Genomic DNA, 24548 nt, shown 5'->3' with positions numbered 1-24548 from the left:
CCTCCCCCTCGGGCATGTGAGCAGCGCTCACGTCCGTCTGGTGGATACAGTCACACCGGATGCGCGACCTCGCACGCGCGGCCACGTGGGTCCCGGGCGACCTCGAGCACGGGTCCGTACCCTGGCCGGAGGCTCTGTCGCAGCCGTCGACCGCGCGGAACCGACCAGAACGGACCTCCATGATCGAACTGCTGGACGCGATCCCGCCCGGGGTGATCTACCTGGTGGTGGCGCTGATCATCGGGCTGGAGAGCGTGGGAATCCCGTTGCCCGGGGAGATCGTGCTGGTCAGCGCCGGGGTGGCGGCCTCGCAGGGGGTGGTCGAGCCGATCGCGCTGGGCGCCGTCGCGGCGGGCGGGGCGATCGTCGGCGACTCCATCGGCTACGCGGTCGGCAAGCGCTACGGCCGGACGCTGCTGGGCTGGCTGGGGCGCAAGATGCCGAAGCACTTCGGGCCGGGCCCGGTGCGCCAGGCCGAACGGATGTTCGACCGCTGGGGCGCGTGGGCGGTGTTCGGCGGCCGGTTCGTCGCGCTGCTGCGCATCCTGGCCGGGCCGCTGGCGGGCATCCTCGGCATGCGGTACCGCAAGTTCCTCCTCGCCAACGCCACCGGCGGCATCGCCTGGGCGGGCACGGTGACGACCCTGGCGTACGTGTTCGGACTGGTGGCCGGCCAGTGGTTCCACCGGTTCTCGTGGATCGCCCTGGTGGTCACGGTGCTGCTGGGCTCGGTGATCGTGCGCACCGTCCACCGCCGGGCGGCGCAGGCCGACGACACCGAAGAGGCCGAACCAGCCGACACCGGCGCGAAGGTCTGAGCGCGCCGGGCGGTCCCGCCACAGTCCCGTCCGAGCTGTCCACAGCCCTGTGCCCAGTTGTCCACAGGCCTGTGGACAAGGAAACGGCCTGCGCACGCGCGGTGCACAGGCCGTCCCCGAGTTCGCCGTCGGTCAGCGGTGGGCGCGGTTGACCGCGGAGACCACCGCGCGCAGCATCGCGGTGATCGTCGAGGTGTCCACGCCGACGCCCCAGAAGATCGTGTCGCCCACCGCGCACTCCAGGTACGCGGCCGCGCGGGCGTCGTCACCGGCGGTCAGCGCGTGCTCGTGGTAGTCCATGACGCGCACGTCGTAGCCGACGCTGCTCAGCGCGTCCACGAACGCCGAAACCGGGCCGTTGCCGGAACCGGTGATCTCCTGCTCCTCGCCGTCCAGGACCACGGTCGCGGTGATCGACTCGTTGCCGTTGTCCCCGGTCACCTGGTGCCGGACCAGCCGCACCGGTGTGGTGGCCTCCAGGTACTCGGCGGAGAAGACCTCCCACATCTCGGTGGGGTTGACCTCGCCGCCCTGGGAGTCGGTGCGGGCCTGCACCACCTTGGAGAACTCGATCTGCAGCTTGCGCGGCAGCTCCAGCTGGTGCTCGGTCTTCATGACGTAGGCGACGCCGCCCTTGCCGGACTGCGAGTTGACCCGGATGACCGCCTCGTAGGTGCGGCCCACGTCCTTCGGGTCGATCGGCAGGTACGGCACCTCCCACGGGTACTCGTCGACCGGCGTCCCGGCCTTGTCCGCCGCGTCGCGCAGCGCGTCCAGGCCCTTGTTGATGGCGTCCTGGTGGCTGCCGGAGAAGGCGGTGTAGACGAGCTCGCCGCCCCACGGGTGCCGCTCGTGCACCGGCAGCTGGTTGCAGTGCTCGACGGTGCGCTTGATGAAGTCGATGTCGGAGAAGTCGATCTGCGGGTCGATGCCCTGGCTGAACAGGTTCATGCCCAGCGCCACCAGGTCGACGTTGCCGGTGCGCTCGCCGTTGCCGAACAGGCAGCCCTCGATGCGGTCCGCGCCGGCCTGGTAGCCGAGCTCAGCGGCGGCGATGCCGGTCCCGCGGTCGTTGTGCGGGTGCAGCGACAGGATCACCGAGTCGCGCCGCTCCAGGTTGCGGTGCATCCACTCGATGGAGTCGGCGTAGACGTTGGGGGTGGCCATCTCCACGGTGGCGGGCAGGTTGAGGATCACCGGCCGCTCCGGGGTGGGCTGCCAGATCTCGGTGACCGCGTTGCACACCTCGGCCGCGTAGGACAGCTCGGTGCCGGTGTAGGACTCCGGGGAGTACTGGAAGCGGAAGTCGGTGTCGGGGTACTTGGCGGCGAGCTCCTGCACCATCTCCGCGCCCGAGGTGGCGATCTTCTTGATGCCCTCGCGCTCCTCCCGGAACACCACGCGGCGCTGCAGGATCGACGTGGAGTTGTAGATGTGCACGATCGCCCGCGGCGCGCCCTCCAGCGCCTGGAAGGTGCGCTGGATGAGCTCCGGGCGGCACTGGGTCAGCACCTGGATGCGTACGTCGTCCGGGATCGCGCCGTCCTCGATGATCTCCCGCACGAAGTCGTAGTCGGTCTGGCTGGCCGCCGGGAACCCGACCTCGATCTCCTTGAAGCCCATCTGCACCAGCAGGTCGAACATGCGGCGCTTGCGGGCCGGCGACATCGGGTCGATCAGCGCCTGGTTGCCGTCGCGCAGGTCGACCGCGCACCACAGCGGGGCCCGGGTGATCCGCTTGTCCGGCCAGGTCCGGTCCGGCAGGGAGACGTTCTCGACCAGCTCGTGGAACGGGCGGTAGCGGTGGTAGGGCATGGAGCTGCCCTGCTGCGGGTTCCACGGCTTCTGGTCGGCGGGGGCCGGCCGGGACGGCTTGCGCACCCGCTCAGCGAACGAAGCCTGCGGTTCCGGGGAAATGCTGCTCATGAGGAAAGTTCTCCTGCTCGGTCATCGGGGATCTCGGGTCAGGCGACCGGCGCGTTCGAACCCCGCGACGAGGGGCCGGTCTGATCAGACCCCGTCGCGGCGGCGAAGCAGGAGAACGCGAGCCACGGACACAGGCTAAACCCAGCAGCGGTCCACCATGCAACCGCCCTTTCCACATGCTGGGAGCGCGTGGGGCCGTGAGGTGGTCCGGAGCTGGCAGAGTGAGAGCGGATTCACGCGAAGGGAGCGGGTTGATGGCGGCGAAGAAGGGCCAGAGCGGGGTGGCGGTGCTGTTCCAGGGAGTGGGCTTCCTGTTCGCCGCGCTGCTGGTGCTGCACCTGCTGTTCCTGCTGACCGGGTTCGCCGGTGAGGGGCAGCTGGCGAGCTCCGTGGCGCAGGCGGCCGAACCGCTGGCCCTGTTCTTCCCCGGCCTGCTGACGGTCGACGTCCCGGCGTTGCAGGTGCTGCTCGACTACGGCCTGGCTGCGTGCTTCTGGGTGCTGCTGGGCGGGGTGCTCGGTCGGGTCTTCGGCTGATCGAGTGCCCCGTGCCACACTGGTCGTCGTGGCCGAAGACGTGGGTTCCGGGATGCACCGGGGCGGTGTGCGGCGGGCTGACGTGCGCCGGGCGTGGCACCGCACCCTCGGTGTGCTCATCACGGTCGTCCGGTGGTTCGGCACGGTGTGCGCCGGGCTGCTGGCGGTGCACGTGGTCCTGACGGTCGGCGGTGCCAACCCCGACAACGGCATCACGCAGTTCGTCGCGTCGTGGGCGGAACGCCTGGCGCTCGGGTTCCAGGACCTGTTCACGCCCGCGGACCCGCAGGTCGCCGTCGTCGTCAACTACGGCGTGGCGTCGCTGTTCTGGCTGCTCATCACCTCGATCGCGACCAAGATCCTGGCCGCCCTCGGCGGGCACCCCCGCTAGCCGCTCACCGGGGGTCGTGAGTGCGGAAGCCGGTTCCAGCCGGTCTGCGCACTCACGAGCTCAGCCCACGTCGTGGAGGGCGGCGTGGAGCCGTTCGGCGGCTTCCCACACGTCGACGTAGCGGATCCAGGACGGGGCGAAGTTCATCCGCAGCACGTCCGGGCGCGGGAGCTCGACGAGGACGTCCCGGTCGAACAGCGCGTCCGCGAGGTGCTGGGCGCGCTCGTGCCGCAGGATCACCTGCGCGCCGGTCGGCCCCGACGGCCGGACGACCTCGAGCCCGGTGTCCGCGCAGTAGTCGTCCAGGCGGTCCAGGAACAGCTCAACCAGGGACGCGGTCTTGGCCGCCAGGTCCTCCACGGCGATGCCGGTGAGGATCGACAACCCGGTGCGCAGCTCGGAGACCGACAGCGTGGACGCGGAGCCGGTGAAGCCGGCCGCCAGCGGGTGCAGCACCCCGGCGGTGGTGCACACCGGGAAGGCGTCGCGGTGCCGGTCGGCGACGAACGAGTAGGCCGGTGCCCCGGCGCCGCCGCCCAGGTACTTGTGGCCGCAGCCGATGGCGAAGTCCGCCTGCCACCCGTGCAGGTCCACGTCCAGCGCGCCCGCCGAGTGGCTCAGGTCCCACAGCGCCAGCGCGCCGCGGCGGTGGATCTCGGCGGTGATGGCCGCGGAGTCCCGCACCGCGCCGGTGCGCAGGTCGGTGTGCGAGAGCGCCACCACCGCCACCTGGTCGCTCGGCAGCTCGGCGAGCTCGGAGAGGTCGCTGAACAGGTGCAGGCGTCCGCCGATGAAGTCGGCGGCGGACTGGGCGAGGAAGCGGTCCGCGGCGAAGCAGTCCCGGCCCACCGCGAGGATCGGCCGGCCGGGGCGCAGCCGGGAGGCCGCGAGCAGCGCCTTGAACAGGTTGATCGACGTCGATTCGCCGACGGTGATCTCCTTGGGCGCGGCACCGATCAGCGGGGCGAGCGCGATCGCGGCGAGGCGGGCCTCGCGCCGCCACTCGGACTCACCGCGCGGGCGCCCGGTGTGCGGCCCGTGGTGGTGCATGACGAACCGCCGCAGTCGCGCGGGGGTGGTGCGCAGCGGACCGCCGCTGTCGCCGTCGAGGCGGATCAGGCCGGGTGGCAGGTCGTAGCGGACGCGCAGATCGGCGAGCGCATCGGCATGGTCGAGCGCTTCGGCGACGGATCTGGTCTTGGTCCACACGTGTGAATTCTTACCGCATCGCCGCACGCGGTGTGACCACGGCGGTGAGGGAACCCGGGGTGCCGGGTGATCCCGCACCCGGCCAGACCCGACGAACAGGTCGACCGCGGAACCCCGAACCTCACGCGCACAGAAGGGGATCCGGACGACCCCGAGCCCTCCACGGCCGCTCCGTTCGTGTGATGGTGACGAGGTGCCCTCCACGCTTTCCCTGATCCGGTGTCGGGGGGACGTGGTCGGCGTGCCGGCGTGCGTCTGGGGGAGTTGGCCGAGGAGCTCGAGGTGGTGTCGGCGCGCTGCACGCCCAGGCTCGGGTTCGGGCGGGACGGCGCGTGGTTGCCCGGTGGAGGCGCGTGGTTCCTGGTGGAGCGGCACGAAGAGGTCGGTGAGCTGACGCAGGCGTTCCTGGTGCGGACGGGGCGGGCCCGGGACGAGGGCACGAGCGCCGAGGACCTGGAGGAGGACTTCCGCACCGAGCCAGCTGACGTGGTCTGCCACGCGCTGCTCCTCGCCCGGTCCCCCGACGCCGACGTCGAGCGGGCGATCGAGGACAAGTGGCAGCCGCGATTCCCGAGGTCGTGAGTGCGTAGGCCGCCTCCAACCGGCTTGAGCACTCACGACCCACGTGGCATCGGGCTTACGTGTGCGCGCTTCGGTGGTGCTGAGGGTCGTGAGTGGGTAGGCCGCCTCTGACCGGCTTGAGCGCTCACGACCCGCGTGGCATCGGGCTTACGTGTGCGCGCTTCGGTGGTGCTGAGGGTCGTGAGTGGGTAGGCCGTCTCTGGCCGGTTTCAGCGCTCACGACCCGCGTGGCATCGGGCTTACGTGTGCGCGCTTCGGTGGTGCTGAGGGTCGTGAGTGGGTAGGCCGTCTCTGGCCGGTTTCAGCGCTCACGACCCGCGTGGCATCGGGCTTACGTGTGCGCGCTTCGGTGGTGTTGGGGGCGTGAGTGGGTAGGCCGTCTCTGGCCGGTTTCAGCGCTCACGACCTGTGTGGCACCGGGCTTACGTGTGCGCGCTTCGGTGGTGCTGGGGGTCGTGAGTGGGTAGGCCGTCTCTGGCCGGTTTGAGCACTCACGACCTGTGTGGTGCCGGGCTCACGCGTCGCGCGCTCGCGGACAGAGGACCGCGCGAGTTCAGTCGGGAGGTCGCGCGGTTTTCGGTGGGAGGTCGCGCGGTTTTCGGTGGGAGGCCGCGCGGTCTTCGTGGGGGTTCGTGCGGATCGAGGTGGGTGGAGTGGTGCGTGGGCGGTGGACCGGGGTGGACGCCGACGGGGCGGCTTCCCGTTCCGCGGGGGCAGTCCACTGTGGCGTGGTGGGGCCGGACGGTGCCCGTGGTGGGGTTCGCGAACGCGGGAGTCCTGTTCGGACAGATCGTTCGGCGGTGGCCCCGCACAAGTGGGGCGAGGCTGCCGCGTGTCCGGTGCTGCCGTTCCAGGCGGAACGGCAACCCCCTGGGCCGCGAGCTAGGCGGAACGGCACCCCCCCGGGCCGCGAGACCGCCGGGGTCTCACTCCGCGGTGGTGCTGACGCGGTCGCTGTCGCCGTCGGACAGGAACTTCGCGAGCTGTCGGCCCTCCTCCGCGACCTCGTCGCGCTCATCGCGGGAGAAGCGCCGCAGCGGTGTCACCTGCACGGTGCCGTCCGCGACGGTCCAGGTGGCGGCGACGCGGCCGTCGACCAGGACGACGCGCTCGCCGGCCACGGACAGGCCGCGGTGGTCGTCGTCGACGATCCGGCTGCGGTCGTGGTAGCCGAGGAGCGCGTTGTCGAACGCGGGCAGGAAGCGCACCGGTGCGGTGACGTCGGGGTCGGGGCGCGGTGCGTCGGGGAGGTCCAGCAGCTCGCGCCCCCGCTCGTCGCGGAACGAGACCAGCTCCTCGCGGACGGCCGCCACCGCGCGCGGCAGCCCGGCCAGGCCGCACCAGGTGCGCAGGTCGGTCGACGTCGCGGGTCCGAACGCGGCGAGGTAGCGCCGCACCAGCGCTCGCCCGACCGGGTCGGTGCCGTCCTCGGGCAGCGGGTCGACGTCGCGTCCCAGCCAGGTCGAGAGCAGGGCGGTGCGCACGCCCGCCTTCCTCCGCCACAGGCCGCGCGGCGGCACCTGCACCAGCGGGACGAGCGCGAGCAGGGCCTCGCCCAGTGCCCGCGGCCTCGGTCCCGGCCAGCGGTCGGCGCACTCCCGCGCGATCTCGGCCAGGGGCCGGGGCTCGCCGTCGGCCAGGGCGGCGCGCCCCGCAGCGGCGAGCTCCTCCAGGTCCACCCCGGCGAGCTCGTCGCGGTACACCCCGAGGACCCGTTGCAGCAGCATGGCGTCGTGGCGCGACCGCCAGGCCAGGGCGTCGTCCGCGGTGACGAGGTGCACGGTGCGGCGCATCAGGTGCGTGCGCACCACGCGCCGCTGCACCAGCAGGTCCGACAGCGACGCCGGGTCGAACGCGCGCAACCGCGACCAGAGCCCGACGAACGGTTCCTGCGGTTCCTGCGCCTGCACACCGCACAGGTGCGCGACGGCGTCGGGCACCGTCGTGTCGGAGCGGTCGAGCAGCAGTTGCCGGGCCAGCGTCGCGCGGTTCAGCGTCCGGGCGTCCAGGACGGTCATGCGGTCGGATCTCCCGCCGGGTCGGGCACCTGCACGGTGCGGTTGACGAGGCGAGCGCAGTGTGGCCCCCCGGTACGACAACGCGGGGTCAGCCGAGCCGGGCGCACTCCCGGCAGGTGCGGGCCGAGGCCGCCAGGACCACGTGCGCCGCCACCGCGACCGCGGCGGTGAGCCCGGTCGACGGCCACGTGGTGTCCAGCGGCGAGGTCGTCGACAGCGCGATCGCGGTGCACGGCATCGCCACGCTGGCCGTGCTGCTCGCCCAGCCGACCAGGGTCGGCAGGCCGGGCGGAGCCGGGACCCAGCGGGTGAGCACCCCGGTGGCGGCGAGCGCCGCCGCGGCGAGCGTGGCCGCCAGCGCCGCGATGCCCACCAGGAGCTGCGCCGCGGCCGGGAGCTGCCAGCCGCCGACCGTCCAGGCCACGTGCCCGCAGGCGAGGAGGGAACCGACCACGCCGACGAGCGTGGCCGCGGCGTGCCGGGTCTGGGCGACGGTCAGTTCCTGCTGGCAGCTCGGCACGAGCTCGTCGACGGTGCCGAACTCGCGCAGCGCGCGCGCGACGGCGTGGTCGTGCGGCACGCCGTGGTCGGAGTGGGCCGCGATGGTCTCGGTGAGCCCGTCGCGGATCTCGTCGAGCATCCGCGACTTGGCCCGCGCCGGTCCGCGCAGCGCTGCCGCCAGCTCGGCCACGTAGTGCTCGACGGGATCGCTCACGTGGCGCCCCCGGGGTCGAGCACCGAGCCGATCACGGTGGCGAACTCGCGCCACGCGCTGCGCTCGGAGGCCAGGAAGCGGCGACCGGGGTCGGTGAGCTCGTAGCAGCGCCGCCGCCGCTCGCCGGTGGACTCCCAGCTGCTGCGCAGGAGACCGAGGCGCTCCAACCGGTTCAGCGCCGGGTAGATCGTGCCCGTGCGCAGCGTCAGCGCACCGCCGCTGCGGCGCTGGACGGCGGTGATGATCGCGTACCCGTGCAGCGGTCCGGGTTCGAGCACCGAGAGCAGCAGCCCGTCCAGGTGCCCGCGCACCGCACCATCCCTCATGAGTCGACAGCCTACACATCGGCGGCTCGGCCGTATATGTTGTCTGCCAACGCATTGGGAGAGGAGCCGTCCGTGACCAAGGTGCTGCTGTCGTTGCACGTCCTCGCGGCGATCCTGGCGGTCGGGCCGATCGCCGTCGCCGCCTCGGTGTTCCCCCGCTTCGGCGGGCGGACCGACGACCGCTCGGCCGCGGTCGCCGCGCTGCTGCACCGGATCTGCCGCGGTTACGCCGTGTTCGGGCTCGCGGTCCCGGTCTTCGGGGTCGCCACCGGTGCGCAGCTCGGGGTGCTGGCCGACGCCTGGCTGCTCGCCTCGATCGTGCTCACCGCCGCCGCGGCGGCCGTGCTCGCGCTGGTGGTCCTGCCCGCGCAACGCCGCCTGCTCGACGCGCCGCGCGAGGCGGCCGGCCTGGTGGGGCGACTGGCCATGACCACCGGGCTGTTCAACGTCCTCTGGGCCGTGGTCGTGGTCCTGATGGTCGTCCGCCCCGGCTCGACCACGGGGGCCTGAGTGCGCACGCTCCAGATCTCCGCCGCGGCCGAGACCGCGACCCTCGCGCTCCTGCTGCTCAACCTGGTCACGGTGCACGTGGACGAGGTCTCGGCCCTGCTGGGGCCGGTGCACGGCACCGCCTACCTGGTCGTCATCGCGGCGACGTTCCTCGTCCCGGCCCCGCCGAGCGCCCGGTGGCTCGCCGTGGTCCCCGGGGTCGGCGGCTTCCTCGCGCTGCGGCGGACCACCCGTTCAGTCCGAAGTGGACGGTGAAGTGGCGAGGCGCTCCGGCCGGTCCAGCGCGGCGCACCGGCAGCCTCGCCGCGGCCCGCGACCGCCGGCTGGGGCGCGATCAGAAGCGCGGCGTGCCCCAGGAGTCGGTGAAGACCAGCTCGGACAGGGGGAGGCGGGTGCGCGGCCGGAGCTCCTTCTCCTGCAGCCGCTCGGGCATGCCCGCCAACGAGCCCAGGCCGCCGACCGCGATCGCGACCATCGGCTCGAACTCGGCCGGGATGCCGAACTCGGCGCGCGCCGCGTCCCGGTCGAAGCCGGCCATCTGGTGCGCGCACAGCCCCTCGGCCACGGCCTGCAGCACCAGGTTCTCCGTCGCCAGCGCCAGGCCGTACTCGCCGTAGGGCATCGGCTCACCGTCCTCGTCGACCACGCGTGTCACACCGATCGCCAGCGCGGCGGCGCTGCTGGTCCAGCCCTTGTTGCCGCGCGAGAGCGTGCCGTGGATGCGGTCGAAGGTCGGCTCCCCGCGCCGTGCGGCGATGTAGCGCGCCGGTTGGGTGTTGCCCCACGACGGAGCCCACCGGGCGGCCTCGAACAACGCGGTGAACTGCTCGTCGGTCACCGTCGTCTCCGGGTCGAGGGCGCGCGGGCTCCACCGCTCGGCCAGCAGCGGGTGCACCGGCACGGACGTCTGCGCGGGCTTGCTCGGGGGGACCTCGAGCGTGCGGTCCTCAGCGGTCACGGGGCACCTCCCAGGTCGTCGTCCGCGAGTCTGTCCCGCTCACCCGCCGCTGTCCAACGGTCAGATCGCGTACTGCCACGCGGTGAGCGAGTAGGCGCCGAACCACGAGCCGAAGAACACCAGCAGCACCGCCGTCGCCACCGCGGTGGTCGTCCGGCGCCGGGCCAGCCCGATGGCCACCGGGAACGCCGGGAGCATCAGGCGCACCTTGGAGTACATCAGCCCGTCCGACCCCAGGTCGAGCACCAGCACCGCGGCGGCGAACACCAGCAGCGGCCACGGCAGCCGGTGCCACAGGCTGATGACGAACAGCACCACCGCGGCCACCACGACCCACGTGGTGAAGGTCTCGAACACCGACGCCTCGGTGGTCAGCGACTCCAGCACGAACTGCCCGGTGGCGACCCCGCCGTCGAAGTGCGAGGACCACCCGCGCTGCTGCAGCGCGAAGTACCCGGTCGGGCTGCCGGTCTGCACCCCGACCCACCCGATGTAGAGCAGCATCCCGCTCGGCGCGAGCAGCAGCGCCAGCCACGGCCGCCAGGTGTCCTTGCGCTGCACGACGGCCACCACCGCGGCGAGCCCGACCACCCCGACCAGGGCAGCGGCGGTCGGCCGCACCAGGCCCGCGGCGGCGCAGCACAGCCCGGCGAGCAGCCAGTTCCGCTCGAGGATCCCGATCAGCGCCCAGATCGCCAGCGCGCAGAACAGCGCCTCCGAGTAGGCCATGGACAGCACCACCGACATCGGCGCCGCCGCGAACAGCGCCACCAGCAGCAGCCCGACCCCCTCGGACCCGCCGATCCGGCGCCCCAGCCGCGCCAGCCCGTAGGCGGCGGCCACCCCGCACGCCAGGCTCGCGGTGATCGCGCCACCCGTGGGGCTGAACCCCGGGAGGAGCGAGAACGCCACCACCAGGAACGGGTAACCGGGGAAGAACGCCAGCGGCGTCTCCGGGTAGCGGTTGCCGAACCCGTCGACCATGTTCGGGTCCACGCCGCCGTAACCGTGCTGGGCGATCTCGAGGTACCACTGCCCGTCCCACGCGGTCAGGTTGTCCACGATCGACTCGTCGTTGGCCGCCGACAGCCAGACCAGCACCAACAGGCCGACCGCCCGGATTGCGAGGTAAACCACAGCCGGTGCGGCCGCGGTGACGAGCCGGCGCTGCTGCGGCGAGTCGTCCAGCGATCGACCCGGGGTTCGAGGCTCGGTGTGTTTCCGCTGCGTAGCGGGGCTGTGTCCAGAACTGCCCCGGGGCGGCTCGATCGCACCTGGAGTGGCGGGCAACCCAGTCCTCCGCGCTTGTCGACAATCGAGGTCCACAGCGTAGTGGCGGTCGCCTGGACTGGGGTCGAGCGGGATCGGTTCGGTAGGCTGTTCCGGCAGCGGAGCGACCTGGTAGAGGCCGTTTCGGCCGGTACACGGCCGACGCTGCCGACTGCTCGGTCGATGGGGCGGCCCGGCGCACCAACGGGGCGTCGGCGCTCTTCGTCACCGGTGTCAGTGCGGGTACAACCCGTGCCCGGGACGACCGCGACGGCCGAGGAGGTTTGTTTCACGTGGCGCTCGTCGTCCAGAAGTACGGCGGTTCCTCGCTCGAGAGTGCTGATCGCATCAAACGCGTCGCCGAACGCATCGTCGAGACCCGCAAAGCGGGCAACGACGTCGTGGTCGTGTGCTCCGCGATGGGAGACACCACTGACGAGCTGCTCGACCTCGCCAAACAGGTCAACCCGGCTCCGCCGGAGCGCGAACTCGACATGCTGCTGACCGCCGGGGAGCGCATCTCCAACGCGCTGGTCGCGATGGCCATCGAGTCGCTCGGCGCGGAAGCCCGCTCGTTCTCCGGGTCGCAGGCCGGGGTGATCACCACCTCGGCGCACCAGAACGCCCGGATCATCGACGTCACGCCGGGACGCGTGCAGGAGGCGCTGGACCAGGGCCAGGTGGTGCTGGTCGCGGGCTTCCAAGGCGTCTCGCAGGACACCAAGGACATCACCACGCTCGGCCGCGGCGGGTCGGACACCACCGCGGTCGCGGTGGCGGCGGCCATGAACGCCGACGTGTGCGAGATCTACACCGACGTCGACGGTGTCTACACCGCGGACCCGCGCATCGTGCCCAACGCCAAGCACCTCGAGCGCATCACCTACGAGGAGATGCTGGAGATGGCGGCCACCGGCGCGAAGGTGCTGCACCTGCGCGCGGTGGAGTACGCCCGCCGCTACGGCGTGCCGCTGCACGTCCGCTCGTCCTACTCGCCCAAGCCCGGTACGACCGTGTCCGGCTCAGTGGAGGATCTTTCCGTGGAACAGGCCATGATCACCGGCGTCTCGCACGACCGGTCGGAGGCGAAGGTCACCGTGCGCGGTGTGCCCGACAACCGAGGCGTCGCGGGGCGGATCTTCCGCGTGGTCGCCGACGCCGAGATCGACATCGACATGGTGCTGCAGAACGTCTCCAGCACCTCGTCCGGGCGCACCGACATCACCTTCACGGTGGCCCGCAGCAACGGCGCGGTGGCCGTCGCCGAGCTGGAGAAGATCAAGGACGAGGTCGGCTTCGAGGAGGTCGTCTACGACGACCAGGTGGGCAAGGTCTCGCTGGTCGGCGCCGGGATGCGCTCGCACCCGGGCGTCACCGCGACCTTCTGCGAGGCGCTGTCCAACGCCGGGGTGAACATCGACATCATCAACACCTCGGAGATCCGGATCTCGGTGCTGATCCGCGACACCCAGCTCGACGACGCGGTGCGTGCCCTGCACGAGGCGTTCGAGCTCGGTGGTGACGAGGAAGCCGTCGTGTACGCGGGGAGTGGTCGTTGATGGCGCCGACGCTGGCGATCGTGGGTGCGACCGGCGCGGTCGGCACCGTGATGATCGACATCATCAACAAGCGCGAGTCGGTGCCGTGGGGCGAGGTCCGGCTCATCGCGTCCGCGCGCTCGGCGGGCAAGAAGATCACCGTGCGCGGTGAGGAGCGCACCGTCGTGGAGCTCGCGCCGGAGGCCTTCGACGGCGTGGACATCGCGCTGTTCGACGTGCCGGACGAGGTCTCGGCGCAGTGGGCCCCGGTGGCCGCCGAGCGCGGCGCCATCGCGGTGGACAACTCCGGCGCGTTCCGGATGGACCCGGACGTGCCGCTGGTGGTGCCCGAGGTCAACGCCGAGAAGGTGCACGAGCGCCCGAAGGGCATCATCGCCAACCCGAACTGCACCACGCTGTCGATGATGGCGGCGCTGGGCGCGCTGCACCGCGAGTTCGGCCTGCGCGAGCTGGTCGTCTCCTCCTACCAGGCCGCCTCCGGTGCTGGTCAGGAGGGCATCGACCGGCTGCACGCGGAGATCGCGGCGGTGGCGGGCAAGGGCGTCGGGGCGCGGTCCGGTGACGTCGCCGAGGCGCTGGCCGCGGCCGGGCTGCCCGCGGAGACGCCGTTCAAGGCCCCGCTGGCGCTCAACGTGGTGCCGTGGGCCGGGTCGCGCAAGGACGACGGCTGGACCTCCGAGGAGCTCAAGGTCCGCAACGAGTCCCGCAAGATCCTGGGCATCCCGGACCTCAAGGTCTCCGCGACCTGCGTCCGGGTGCCGGTGGTCACCACGCACTCGCTGGCGGTGCACGCCACCTTCGAGCGCGAGGTGTCCGTGGCGCAGGCGCACCGGGTGTTCGAGGCCCAGCCGACGATCGTGCTGCAGGACGACCACGACAACGGCGTGTTCCCGACGCCGGCCGCCGTGGTCGGCGAGGACCCGACCTACGTGGGTCGCGTCCGCCAGGCGCTGGACTTCCCGAACACGCTGGACTTCTTCGTCTGCGGGGACAACCTCCGCAAGGGCGCGGCGCTCAACACCTACGAGATCGCCGAGACCCTCGTGGCCTGAGCACATCCGGCTCGACAGGGCGCCTCCCTCCTCCCCGGTCGCAGGAGGGAGGCGCCCTCGTCGTCGCGGGTGAGCGGAGGGCGGGTGGCCGCTCGACCGGCGTTCGACGACAAGCGCGACCGCCGGGCGGTGTCCGCTGTGGAGGCGTGGCCGGATCGGCTGCGACCGGCGGATAGGTTGGGCCCATGAGCTCTGCCCCGGTTGTCCTCGGCATCGATCTCGGCACCACGGCGACGAAGGTCGTCGCGGCGGGCGTCGATGCGCACGTCCTGCACCAGACCGAGCGGGGGTACCCGCTGCGCACCGAGGAGCCGGGGGAGGCGACGCAGGACGCCGTGCAGGTGCGCGACGCCGCGGTCGAGGCGCTGGCCGAGTGCGCGGCCTGGGCGGCCGAGCACGGGCACGAGGTGGCCGGGCTGTCGTTCAGCACCGCCATGCACACGCTGGTCGGGCTCGACCGCTCCGGCGCTCCCGCCACCCGGGCGTTCACCTGGGCGGACACCCGGGCGGCCGAGGTCGCGGCGCGGATCCGGTCCGACCGCGACACCGCCGCCGCGCTGCACCGGGCGACCGGGACCCCGGTCCACACGCAGTCGGTCATGGTGAAGCTGGCCTGGCTCACCGGCAGCCGCCCCGACCTGACCCGCGACGTGGTGCGGTGGTGCGCGCTGAAGGACTTCGTCGTCGCGGACTTCGTCGGCGAGCTGGTCACCGAGCACTCGCTGAGCTCCGGCAGCGGCCTGCAGGGCATGTCGACGCTGCAGTGGCACGAACCGGCGCTGGAGGTGGCGGGCGTCCGCGCCGACCAGCTGCCGGAGCTGCACTCGCCGACCACGACCATGCCGCTGGCGCCGCGGGTCGCCGCGGCCGTGGGGCTGCCGACGGGCCTGCCGGTCGTGCTCGGCGGCGGGGACGGGCCGCTGGCCAACCTCGGCGTCGGTGCGGTCCAGCCGGGGGTGGCGGCGCTGTCCCTGGGCACCAGCGGGGCGCTCCGGGTGACCCGGGACAAGCCGGGCGTCGACGAGCGGTGCCGGACGTTCAGCTACGCGCTGGCCGACGGGCTGTGGGTGGTCGGCGGTGCGGTGAGCAACGGCGCGGTCGTCGCCCAGTGGGCGTCCGAGGCCTTCGGCGTGGACGTGGCCGACCTGCTCGACGAGGCGGCCGCCGTGCCGCCCGGGGCGGACGGGCTCATCGCGCTGCCGTACCTGCTCGGCGAGCGCGCGCCGTGGTGGGAGCCCGGCCTGACCGGCTCGTTCCTGGGGCTGCGGCGCTCGCACGGGCGCGCCGAGATGACCCGCGCGGTCGTCGAGGGCGTGGCGCAGCAGCTGGCGCTCGTGCTCGACGCGGTGCGCGACTCCGGTGCCCAGGTGCACTCGGTGCGGGCCACCGGCGGTGGGTTCCGGAGCGCGCTGTGGGCGGACGCCATCGCGACGGCGCTGGGCATGGAGCTCGGCCTGGCCGAGGGCAGCGGCGGTTCCGGGCTCGGCGCGGTGCTGCTCGGGTGGCGGGCGCTCGGCGAGTTCGACTCGCTGGAGCGCGCCGCGGAGCTGGTCGTGGTGGGGGGCCGGGCGACGCCGGACGAGGAGGCCGCGCGGCTCATGGCGCGGCGCCGGGTGGCGCTGGAGCGGATCTACGAGACCCTGCGTGACCTGCCGCTCTGATCCTGACCCGCCGGGCAGGCGGGGGGCGATGAGGGGAACGACACTTCCGAGTGTTTTCTTGACTCATTCCAGTTTATTTGTGGCAGACTGGGTGCCGTCATGACCCTCAGAGCATCCACCGGCACCGGCTCGGCGGGCGCACGAGACCCGCAGGAGCGGCTGCGCGCCGCCGGACTCCGCGTCACCAAGCCGCGGCTCGCCGTGCTGCGGTGGCTCGCGGACCACCCGCACGCCACCGCGGACCAGGTGGCGACCGCGGTGCGGCGGGAACTCGGTTCGGTGTCCACGCAGGCCGTCTACGACGTGCTCAACGCGTGCAGCAGCGCGGGCCTGCTGCGGCGGATCGAACCGGCCGGCCACCCGGCCCGGTTCGAGGCGCGCATCGCCGACAACCACCACCACCTGGTGTGCCGGAGGTGCGGCCGCACCGAGGACGTCGACTGCGTCCTGGGCGCGGCGCCGTGCCTGACGCCCTCGACCACCGCGGGCTACGCGGTGGACGAGGCGGAAGTCGTGTTCTGGGGGTACTGCCCCGACTGCCTGTCCCAGGCGGCCCGGCCGGGGGATCACCACAACGACCACCACGAGGAGGGACGATCGTGAGTTCGGTGCGACCCACGACGACCAACGCCGGCATCCCGGTTGCCAGCGACGACCACTCGCTGACCGCGGGCCCGAACGGCCCGGTGCTGCTGCAGGACCACTACCTGATCGAGAAGAACGCGCAGTTCAACCGCGAGCGGGTGCCCGAGCGCGTGGTGCACGCCAAGGGCGGTGGCGCGTTCGGCTTCTTCGAGGTCACCGAGGACGTCAGCCAGTACACCAAGGCCGCCGTGTTCCAGCCGGGCACCCGGACCGAGACGCTGGTCCGGTTCTCGTCGGTCGCCGGTGAGCTGGGTTCGCCCGACACCTGGCGCGACCCGCGCGGGACGGCGATCAAGTTCTACACCAGCGAGGGCAACTACGACCTCGTCGGCAACAACACGCCGGTGTTCTTCATCCGCGACGCGATCAAGTTCCCGGACTTCATCCGCTCGCAGAAGCGCCGCGCCGACAACCACCTGCGCGACCACGACATGCAGTGGGACTTCTGGACCCAGTGCCCGGAGTCGGCGCACCAGGTGACCTGGCTGATGGGTGACCGCGGCATCCCGCGCACCTGGCGCCACATGAACATGTACGGCTCGCACACCTTCATGTGGATCAACGCGGCCGGCGAGAAGTTCTGGGTCAAGTACCACTTCAAGACCGACCAGGGCCACGACTTCCTGACCCAGGCCGAGGCGGACCGGATGGCCGGTGAGGACGCCGACCACCACATCCGCGACCTGTGGACCGCGATCAAGTCGGGCGAGCACCCGAGCTGGACGCTGTACGTCCAGGTCATGCCGTTCGAGGAGGCCGCGGACTACCGGTTCAACCCGTTCGACCTGACCAAGGTGTGGCCGCACGGCGACTACCCGCTGATCAAGGTCGGCCGGTTCGTGCTGAACCGCAACCCGGAGAACTACTTCGCCCAGATCGAGCAGGCCGCGTTCGAGCCGGCCAACATGGTCCCGGGCATCGGCGCCTCGCCGGACAAGATGCTGCAGGGCCGGTTGTTCTCCTACCCGGACGCGCACCGGTACCGGATCGGCACCAACTACATGGACCTGCCGGTCAACCGCCCGATCGCGCCGGTGAACAGCTACTCCAAGGACGGTGCGATGCGCTTCAGCATCGACCACGACCCGGTGTACGCGCCGAACTCCTACGGCGGCCCGCACGCCGACGCCTCCTACGGCACCGACGACTCGGCGTACGGCATCGAGCAGGAGGTCATCCGCTCGGCGTACCGCCTGCACGCCGAGGACGACGACTTCGGCCAGCCGGGCACCCTGGTCCGCAAGGTCTTCAGCGACGAGGAGCGGGCCCGGTTCGTGGACAACGTGGCCGGTCACCTGTCCAAGGGCGTGAGCAAGCCGGTCCTGGAGAAGGCGCTGGAGTACTGGCGCAACGTCGACAAGGACACCGGCGACAAGATCGCCGAGAAGGTCCAGGGCTGAGCTAGGCCCGGAGCTGGGCCGACGACGTCGGCCCCCCGCTGCTGACTGCGGCGACCACCACGCGCGGAGGTCCTGGGAGCGCCCGGCTCCCGGGACCTCCGCTCGTTCCTGGGGTCGTCGCCCGCACCGACCGCCCAGCACCAGCCCCTCGACGCGGCCTGCCCGTGGGGAGGCCGCAGTTCCGGGCGGCCGCTGGGCGGTGCGGTGGCGTCGGGGCGCCTTGGGTCACTGGCGGGTGTGGGCGCCCGGGGGTTGCGGGCCGGAGTGGGCCGGTGGGCGGGTCTGGTGCTGTGCCTGCTGCGCCTGGTGCCGCGCGGCGTGGCGGCGGCCGGACTGGCTCGGCTGCTCGGGTTGGGCCTCGTGCGCGTGGGCGGACTGGGCTCGGCTCCGCGGTGGTTGCGCGCCCTGCGTGACCTCCGCGACCTGGTGTCGGCCGGTCTGGTGGCCCGGTGGTCGAGCGGCTCGGGCCGGGTGAGCCGCAGCCTGCTGCTGCGCCGCCGACTGCTGAGCTGCTTGTTGGGTGGCGGCCTGCTGCTGGGCGGCCTGGTGAGCCGCCTGCTGCTGAGCGGCCTGCTGCGCCGCCGACTGCTGGGAACGGTGGGGGCTGTGGATCTGGTGGGCGACCAGGCGTTCGCAGCTGCGCAGGACCGTGCGGACCGCGTCGCGGTGGACGCGGTCGTGCATCGGGTTCACCGACTGCTGGCGCCAGCGGGCGAGCGCGGCCGCCGCCTCGTCGGCCAGGTCCACCGCCAGCGTCGTCTCGTCCCGCCCCAGGCGCGCGTACGCGCTGGTGCCGTTCGCACCCAGCAGGCGCTTCGCCTCCGCCTGCAGCGGACGGGGGAAGCGCACCTGACCGGAGTCCAGGGCGGACAGCAGCCGCAGCTCGTCCCACTCGTGCGAGTTGAGCAGCAGCCGCTCGAACTCGCCGCGCAGCTGCTGCACGCCGGGACGCGGGTTGGCGCGCAGCACCATGTCCACGGCCAGCAGCGCGGACCGGGCGCGCAGCGCGTCCTGGCGCTCCACGAACTGCTGGTGCAGGGTCTCGTGCAGCGTGTTCAGCCCGCTCTCCTCGAGCAGTGCCGCCCGCAGGTCCTTCCGCTCCACGCCGCTGCGCAGCAGGGTCAGCGCGCGCCGCAGGCCGTACTGGCCGAACCGCTCGAAGAGCCGCTGCCGGACCGGCCCGGGCGTCGACTCGATCTTGCTGTTGATGAACCGGTCCGCGGACAGCAGCAGCGCGTCCAGGTCGTTCTCCGACAGCCGGGAGAGGTTGCCCAGCGCGGTGAAGTCCTCGTCGGTCATGGTCGCGACCGCCTGCCCGAGCAGCCCGACCACCGGGATCAGGTGCTGCGTGAACGACCGCAGCGTCGGGTCGTTGCGGTAGGTCTCCGCGATCCGCTCGGCCGCCTGCAGCCCGTCCGGCCCGCCGTCGCCGGTCTCGTCGGCGCGGGAGAAGGCGACGATCGTGCTGATCGGGACGCGCCGCGCGGTCTCCAGCTCGTTGACCGACTGCAGGAACTGCAGGTCCGTCTGCCGCGGGTAGCGCGTCAGGTACAGCACGGCGTCGGCCTCGGACAGGATCTGCGCCAGCGCCGACCGCCCGGTCTCCTGCACCGCCGCCGAGGCCACGCCCGGCGTCTCGATGAGCGTGATGGACTGCAGACCGGGGGTGGGCGACTCGATGACCAGCCGCGCCACCTCGTCGGGCCGCCAGTGCTGCAGGTCGCGGATGGTCCCGGCGTCCAGCGTGGTCACCGGCACGTTCTGCACCGTGCCGTGCGGGGTGTGCACCAGGATCCTCGGCTCGGGACCGTACTGGTAGAAGGTGCTGACCTGGGTGCGCTCCTCGGCGTCGGTGGGGGCGAGCTCGGCGCCGACCAGCGCGTTGATCAGCGTCGACTTGCCCGCCTTGACCCGGCCGCTGACCGCGATGCGCAGCGGTTGGTCGAGCCGTTCCAGCCGGCCGCGCAGCCAGGTGGAGGTGCGCGGGTCGTCCCGGTAGAAGGTCATCGTGCGGATCAGCAGCGCACGGGCGCGGTCCAGCAGGGCTTCCCCGGTCATGCGGCGGTGATCCGGTTCTGGGTGAGCATGGTGGCCTTGCGGCGCAGTGCGGTGAGCTCCTCCAGCTTCTGCCGGATCTCCCGGGCCCGCTGGTCGCGGTCCACCGCGCTGCGCTCGGCGTTGCGCTTGATCTCCTGGATGACCCGGCTGATCTCCGCCTGGGCGTTCTCGGTGATCTGCATGAAGTGCGTGTGCAGGGTGCGGTGCACCGTGCGGATGGCGGTCTTGGCCTCCCGGTTGACGTGGAAGATCACCTGCTCGACGTGGCGCTGCACGGCCGTCTTCACCTCGGTCTGGCGGCGGCGCAGCCGGGAGTCCTTCTCCTCGTCGAGGCTCTTGAGGCCCAGCAGCACACCGGCCGAGATGGACACCACGTTGAGCAGGCCGAGGCCCAGGCCGAACGAGGTGATCATGCCGAACATCAGCACGCCGCCGTAGGAGCCGCGCAGCCCGGTGAGGAACTGGTCGAACCGCTTGTACTCGCTGCGGCTCGGCAGCTTCGGCTCCGGCACCTCGTCCAGCGGGTTGGGCGGCTGGATGTCCACCAGCTGCGGGACGATCGCGTCGTGCTCGGCGCGCATCTCCTCGGCGACGACCTCGGCGAGCTGCGCCTGCCGGGCCTCCAGCCACTGGAAGGTCTCGGAGATCGCGTCGAGGAGCCGGTCGGTGAGCCAGTCGCGGAAGTCGTCCCAGACCTCCAGCGGGTCGGCGGTCTCGAAGATCTCGTTGACCTCGTGCAGGATCGCCCAGCTGCGCTCGCGGAAGTCGAACTCGATGTCGGTGTAGAGCTCGGCGATGCCGTCGTTGAGCGCCTTCTGCCACCGGTTGGAGACCCGGCGGAGGTCTTCGGCCCGGCGCTGCGCGGTCTCCAGCTCGACCAGGGTCTGCGCGGCGGTGCGCGGGTTCTGGGCGGCGAGCTCGGTCTTCAGCGCGTCGTTGACCTGGGACAGCGCTTCGGAGACGTTGTGCGCGACGAGGCGGCGGGTGAACTGCTCGTGCTTGCCGGCCAGCTCGGTCTGCAGGTACTCCAGCAGCGGCGGGAAGCCGGACTCGGCGTTGAGGTTGCTGTCCTTGGCCTGCATCGCGCGCATCCGGATGGCGGCCGAGACCGGGAAGATCTTGGCCGCGATGCCGGCGTTGTGCAGGTGCTTGCGGTTGACCTCGACGACCTTGCGCCAGTGCGGGGTGCGGTCGATCTTGGGCTGCACCAGGGCGACGTTCGGGCACAGCGCGGTGGCCTGCTTGAGGAACGCCAGCTCGTTGGTGGTCAGCTCCTGGGTGGCGTCGGAGACCATGAGCAGCGCGTCGGCCTCGGCGACCACGGCGAGCGTGGTGGCGGTCAGCGACGAGGACACGCTGCCGACGCCGGGGGTGTCCATCAGGGCGAGCCCGTTCTTGAGCACGGCGCGCGGGATGCCGACCTCGCCGCGGGTGACGGGGCGGCCGTTCGCGAGGGCGCGGTCGAGGTGCTCGCGGACCTGCTCGACGGGCACCGGCGTGCGGTCCAGCGCGGCCGGGCCGTGCGTGGGTTCGTGCTCGAGGAGCAGGGCGGTGGGTTCGTCGGCGTAGCGGACGAGCGTGGGCACGACGGTGGTGACGTCGTCCCCGGAGGCGCACACCGGCGCGTTGACCAGGGCGTTGACCAGGGCGCTCTTGCCCTGTCCCGATTCACCGACGACCAGCACGAGCTGGGTCGGGTCGAGGACTCTGGTGCGGATCTGGCGCAGGCGGTTGTGCAGATCGGCACGCTGCTGCTCGGCGCACTCCGCAGTCGCGCGATCGATGAGATCCACCAACGCCGTCTCGATCACGGCGTCGATTGTGGCGTGCCGTCGCGGCGGAAGAAACCCGATCGGCTGAACTCACACCGCCCCGGGCCGCCGAGGGACGGGGAATCGTCGCGGAATGCGCGGAATGCGCGGAATGCCGGGATCCACCGTCCGGCGGATCCCGGCACTCAGGCGCTCACTGCGTGGTTCAGAGCAGGCCGTCCACGTCCAGCGGCAGGGCGTCGGTGGCGGTGTCGACCACGTCGCCGACGACCGGCAGGCTGCTGACGGTGTCGGTCACGGCCTCGACCGGCTCGGCCGCCGCGGAGGTGGCGTCCTCGACCGGCAGGGTGTTCACGTCGCCGCCGGTGATGCCGCCCACGACGTCGCCCACGACCGGGACGTTGCTCGCGACGCCGCCGACCACGTCGGTCACCTCGCCGACGACCGGGACGTTGCCCGCCACGTCGCCGACCACGCCGGTCACGCCGCCGACCGCGCCGGTGACGTCGCCGACCACACCGGTCACGTCACCGCTGGCGACGTCGCCGACCACGTCGCCCACGACCGGGACGTTGCCCACGACGTTGGTGACCTCGCCGGCCACGTCGCCGACGACCGGGACGTTGGCCACGATCTCGGTCACGTCGCCGCCCGCGACGTTGCCGGTCACGTCGCCGACCACACCGGTCACGTCGCCCGCGACACCGGTGACGTCGCCGACCACGTTGGTCACGTCGCCGACGATGCCGGTGGCGTTGCCGCTGGCGATGTCGCCGACCACGTTGGTCACGTCGCCGTAGACGGTGGAGGTGGCGCCGACCGCGACGTCGACGGTGGTGTCGAAGACGTTGTTGACGGTCGAGTTGACCTCGGAGACCACGCCACCGATGGTGTCACCGACCTGGCCGACGGTGTCGCCCAGGACCGAGCCGATGACGTTGCCGTTGGCGATGTCGTTGCCGCTCAGCACGTGGTGGACGCTGATCAGGTTGTGCGAGTCGTTCTGCTCGATGTCGACGTCGACGTTGGTGTTCTCCTGCGGAGCCGGAGCCGGCAGGTTCGCGTCGACGTCGTTGTCCTTGTCGAAGTCGCCGGGCTGTGCGGGGGTGTTCTGCAGCATGCTCTGTTCTTCCTGCTCTAGTGGATGTGCGGGATGCAGTTCGTTGAACGCGACGGCTTGGGAGCTCGCAGCGAACTTCTCGACGCTGCTCTGGAGTGAGCGCCCGTACTCCGCCACCACCTCGACCGGCGCGTAGTCGAGAGCGAGTGACGTCGCCTGCAGCACGTCCGTCGCGCTCATGTCCCCGAGTCCGGCCGCATCCAACGTGGCTCGCGGATCGGCGTCGAAGGCCGACCGGGCCGCCGGGTCGCTGACGAGGCGCGTGAGGAACTCGTGCAGCGTCGGCTGGTCCGGAAGGCCGGCAGAGTGCGTCCCGGGGTCTGGAGTGGAGGACTCGGCCCGACCGGTCTCGTGCTGAGAGTTCGCCATCGTTGGGCCTCCGATGCTCAGCGTTCTCGACTGGGGATGTCCGAGTGAGGTCGCGCGGTCCCTCACTCCTGTGTCGATCACGCTATTGGGCGGGAGCCCCCCCGCCATCGGGTACGACTCCTAGTTACTTGAACCTCTATTAGGGGATCCACTAGGTGGTCCGTTAGGGGCGGCGTTGGGGAGTCATATACCTCTGCGTAACCGCAGCGCGCTAGATTGTGTCCACCCTGCGCCGCCATCGGGTATCGCCCGATGGTGGCCGATCGGTAACACGAAGGGATTGCATGCCTTACGTCCTGGGCGTTCATCTGGGCGCGACGGTGACGACGGCGGCCATCGCGCGCCGCGATGGGACCCGGTGGGGCGCGGCGACGCCGGTCCCGCTGTCCCCGTCCGGTCCGGTGGTGCCGACCGTGCTGTGCAAGGTGCAGGACGGGTCGTACGTGGCCGGCGAAGCCGCCCAGCGGCAGGAGATCGCCCACCACGAGTGGGTGGTGCGCGGGTTCACCCACCGCCTCGGTGAGGACCTGCCGCTGCTGGTGGGCAACGAGTTCGTCCCCGCCCAGAGCCTGGTGGCGACCCTCGTCGAGTGGGTCGCCGACACGGTGGCCGCCCGGCAGGGGCACCCGGCCGAGCACATCGCGCTCGCGCACAGCGCCACCTGGGGGCCGCACCGCGTCCGGCTCGTGCAGCAGGCCCTGGCCCAGCTCGGGCTGGGCGACGTCACGATGGTCCCGGAGCCGATGGCGGTGGCCCTGGACTACGCCGCCAAGCAGCGCGTCCCGGAGCACGAGCCGATCGCGGTCGCCAACATCGGCGGCAGCGGCATGGACGCCACCGTGCTGCGCCGCAGGCAGCGCGGCTTCGAGGTGGTGGGGTCCCCGCTGACCGCGGACCACCCCAGCGGGCAGGACCTCGACGACGAGATCTTCGCCGCGGTCCGCGAGCAGTTCGGTGAGCGGCTCGACGCCCTGGACCTGGACGACCTGAACCAGCGTGCCGCGCTGTTCCACCTGCGCGCCGAGTGCGTCCGGGCCAAGGAGGCCCTGTCGCACCAGGCCGGGGTGCAGGTGCGGGTGGAACTGCCGGGGGTGCGCACCGAGTTCGCCGTCTCCCGCGGCCGCTACGAGCAGCTCGTCCGGCCCCACCTGGAGCGGGTGCCGGAGCTCGTCCTGCAGGCGGTGCAGTCGGCCACGCTGGCCCCGGAGGACCTCGACGCGGTGGTGCTGGCCGGCGGCACCGCCCGGGTCCCGCTGCTCAAGCAGCTGGTGGCCGACCGGCTCACGGTGCCGCCGCAGGTCGACGTCGCGCCGGAGCTGGCCGCCGCCAGCGGGGCCGCGTCGGCCGCCGCGCAGGTGCTGTCGACCACCGGCGACGAGGGCTCGGTCGACGAGACCAGCGTGCTGGTGCGCATCGAGGGCTCGGACCTGGACGAGGAGGAGGTCGAGGTCCCGGAGGCCCCGCGGCCACCGGTCGAGGTCGAGCCGATGCCGCTGGAGCCCCCGGACGAGGACCGCGCGCGGCGGATGAAGATCATCAAGCTGTCCGTGGCCGCCGTGCTGGTCCTCGGCGGCCTCGTGCTCACCTTCCTCTGGCCGACCTCCCCGCCGAACGGCGGGTTGCTGGGACTTCTGCAGCTGATGCGCCACTGACG

Annotated in this window: 22 protein-coding genes; 12 read left to right on the top strand and 10 right to left on the bottom strand. The window is 72.0% G+C overall.

The annotated features are described in order from the left end of the window. The first annotated feature begins 179 nt into the window (after positions 1-179). Complete coding sequence (locus tag HNR68_RS02265) at positions 180-818, top strand: DedA family protein (protein ID WP_179717148.1); 639 nt, start codon at positions 180-182, stop codon at positions 816-818. 132 nt (positions 819-950) lie between these two features. On the opposite strand, the gene leuA is transcribed toward HNR68_RS02265, so the two are convergent. Beyond that, positions 951-2744, bottom strand: coding sequence for a 2-isopropylmalate synthase (gene leuA, locus HNR68_RS02260; protein ID WP_179717146.1), 1794 nt, complete (start codon positions 2742-2744; stop codon positions 951-953). A gap of 254 nt (positions 2745-2998) precedes the next feature. Between leuA and HNR68_RS02255 the strand changes: the two genes are divergently transcribed. Together HNR68_RS02255 and HNR68_RS02250 are read left to right on the top strand one after the other, a co-directional pair. Further along, positions 2999-3280, top strand: coding sequence for a hypothetical protein (locus HNR68_RS02255; protein WP_179717144.1), 282 nt, complete (start codon positions 2999-3001; stop codon positions 3278-3280). A gap of 28 nt (positions 3281-3308) precedes the next feature. Further along, on the top strand, positions 3309-3671 hold the full coding sequence (locus tag HNR68_RS02250) for a hypothetical protein (RefSeq protein ID WP_179717142.1): 363 nt from the start codon (positions 3309-3311) through the stop codon (positions 3669-3671). Positions 3672-3731: 60 nt separating this feature from the next. Here the strand turns inward: HNR68_RS02250 and HNR68_RS02245 are convergent, their stop codons facing one another. Further along, on the bottom strand, positions 3732-4880 hold the full coding sequence (locus HNR68_RS02245; protein ID WP_179717140.1) for an aminotransferase class V-fold PLP-dependent enzyme: 1149 nt from the start codon (positions 4878-4880) through the stop codon (positions 3732-3734). 249 nt (positions 4881-5129) lie between these two features. Between HNR68_RS02245 and HNR68_RS02240 the strand changes: the two genes are divergently transcribed. Beyond that, a complete protein-coding gene (locus tag HNR68_RS02240; RefSeq protein WP_179717138.1) occupies positions 5130-5462 on the top strand; it encodes a nucleoside triphosphate pyrophosphohydrolase family protein in 333 nt (110 codons plus the stop codon). A gap of 926 nt (positions 5463-6388) precedes the next feature. Here the strand turns inward: HNR68_RS02240 and HNR68_RS02235 are convergent. The 3 genes from HNR68_RS02235 to HNR68_RS02225 all read right to left on the bottom strand — a co-directional run bounded on the left by HNR68_RS02235 (position 6389) and on the right by HNR68_RS02225 (position 8521). Then, positions 6389-7480 (bottom strand): winged helix DNA-binding domain-containing protein, encoded by a 1092-nt coding sequence (locus tag HNR68_RS02235; protein WP_179717136.1) that lies wholly within the window; start codon positions 7478-7480, stop codon positions 6389-6391. Between the two features lie 88 nt (positions 7481-7568). Next, the gene (locus HNR68_RS02230) at positions 7569-8195 is read right to left on the bottom strand and encodes a permease prefix domain 1-containing protein (RefSeq protein ID WP_179717134.1); all 627 of its coding nucleotides are present in this window, start codon (positions 8193-8195) and stop codon (positions 7569-7571) included. After that, positions 8192-8521, bottom strand: coding sequence for a PadR family transcriptional regulator (locus HNR68_RS02225; RefSeq protein ID WP_179717132.1), 330 nt, complete (start codon positions 8519-8521; stop codon positions 8192-8194). Before HNR68_RS02225 ends, HNR68_RS02230 begins: the two co-directional genes overlap by 4 nt. A gap of 72 nt (positions 8522-8593) precedes the next feature. Here HNR68_RS02225 and HNR68_RS02220 point away from each other — a divergent pair, with 72 nt between their 5' ends. Further along, a complete protein-coding gene (locus HNR68_RS02220) occupies positions 8594-9031 on the top strand; it encodes a hypothetical protein (RefSeq protein ID WP_179717129.1) in 438 nt (145 codons plus the stop codon). After that, positions 9032-9286: a hypothetical protein gene (locus HNR68_RS02215; protein ID WP_179717127.1), complete on the top strand. Its 255-nt coding sequence runs from the start codon at positions 9032-9034 to the stop codon at positions 9284-9286. Positions 9287-9365: 79 nt separating this feature from the next. Here HNR68_RS02215 and HNR68_RS02210 read toward each other — a convergent pair whose 3' ends face one another. Both HNR68_RS02210 and HNR68_RS02205 read right to left on the bottom strand, forming a co-directional pair. Then, complete coding sequence (locus HNR68_RS02210) at positions 9366-9989, bottom strand: nitroreductase family protein (protein WP_179717124.1); 624 nt, start codon at positions 9987-9989, stop codon at positions 9366-9368. A gap of 60 nt (positions 9990-10049) precedes the next feature. Further along, positions 10050-11126, bottom strand: coding sequence for a hypothetical protein (locus tag HNR68_RS02205; protein ID WP_343049889.1), 1077 nt, complete (start codon positions 11124-11126; stop codon positions 10050-10052). A 425-nt stretch (positions 11127-11551) separates the two neighbouring features. Here HNR68_RS02205 and HNR68_RS02200 point away from each other — a divergent pair, with 425 nt between their 5' ends. From HNR68_RS02200 to HNR68_RS02180, 5 genes are all read left to right on the top strand, one after another. Further along, the gene (locus tag HNR68_RS02200) at positions 11552-12817 is read left to right on the top strand and encodes an aspartate kinase (RefSeq protein ID WP_179717120.1); all 1266 of its coding nucleotides are present in this window, start codon (positions 11552-11554) and stop codon (positions 12815-12817) included. Further along, positions 12817-13869 carry an aspartate-semialdehyde dehydrogenase gene (locus HNR68_RS02195; protein ID WP_179717118.1) on the top strand — a complete coding sequence of 351 codons (1053 nt, stop codon included), beginning with the start codon at positions 12817-12819 and terminating at the stop codon, positions 13867-13869. Before HNR68_RS02200 ends, HNR68_RS02195 begins: the two co-directional genes overlap by 1 nt. Positions 13870-14054: 185 nt before the next feature. Beyond that, on the top strand, positions 14055-15530 hold the full coding sequence (locus HNR68_RS02190; protein WP_179717116.1) for a gluconokinase: 1476 nt from the start codon (positions 14055-14057) through the stop codon (positions 15528-15530). A 99-nt stretch (positions 15531-15629) separates the two neighbouring features. Then, positions 15630-16133 carry a Fur family transcriptional regulator gene (locus tag HNR68_RS02185; protein WP_179717114.1) on the top strand — a complete coding sequence of 168 codons (504 nt, stop codon included), beginning with the start codon at positions 15630-15632 and terminating at the stop codon, positions 16131-16133. Next, positions 16130-17575, top strand: a complete 1446-nt coding sequence (locus tag HNR68_RS02180; protein ID WP_179717112.1) for a catalase — start codon at positions 16130-16132, stop codon at positions 17573-17575. The genes HNR68_RS02185 and HNR68_RS02180 overlap by 4 nt, the downstream gene beginning before the upstream one ends. 225 nt (positions 17576-17800) lie before the next feature. On the opposite strand, the gene HNR68_RS02175 is transcribed toward HNR68_RS02180, so the two are convergent. From HNR68_RS02175 to HNR68_RS02165, 3 genes are all read right to left on the bottom strand, one after another. Beyond that, positions 17801-19633, bottom strand: a complete 1833-nt coding sequence (locus tag HNR68_RS02175) for a dynamin family protein (protein WP_179717110.1) — start codon at positions 19631-19633, stop codon at positions 17801-17803. Further along, positions 19630-21444 (bottom strand): dynamin family protein, encoded by a 1815-nt coding sequence (locus tag HNR68_RS02170; protein WP_179717108.1) that lies wholly within the window; start codon positions 21442-21444, stop codon positions 19630-19632. The genes HNR68_RS02175 and HNR68_RS02170 overlap by 4 nt, the downstream gene beginning before the upstream one ends. A gap of 166 nt (positions 21445-21610) precedes the next feature. Next, positions 21611-22894: an IniB N-terminal domain-containing protein gene (locus tag HNR68_RS02165; RefSeq protein ID WP_218888168.1), complete on the bottom strand. Its 1284-nt coding sequence runs from the start codon at positions 22892-22894 to the stop codon at positions 21611-21613. Between the two features lie 284 nt (positions 22895-23178). Between HNR68_RS02165 and HNR68_RS02160 the strand changes: the two genes are divergently transcribed. After that, positions 23179-24546 (top strand): Hsp70 family protein, encoded by a 1368-nt coding sequence (locus HNR68_RS02160; RefSeq protein ID WP_179717104.1) that lies wholly within the window; start codon positions 23179-23181, stop codon positions 24544-24546. Positions 24547-24548: the final 2 nt, after the last annotated feature.

The organism is Saccharopolyspora hordei (genome assembly GCF_013410345.1).
GTDB classification, from domain to species: Bacteria; Actinomycetota; Actinomycetes; order Mycobacteriales; family Pseudonocardiaceae; genus Saccharopolyspora; species Saccharopolyspora hordei.
This window is presented reverse-complemented; position numbering and strand designations above follow the sequence as displayed.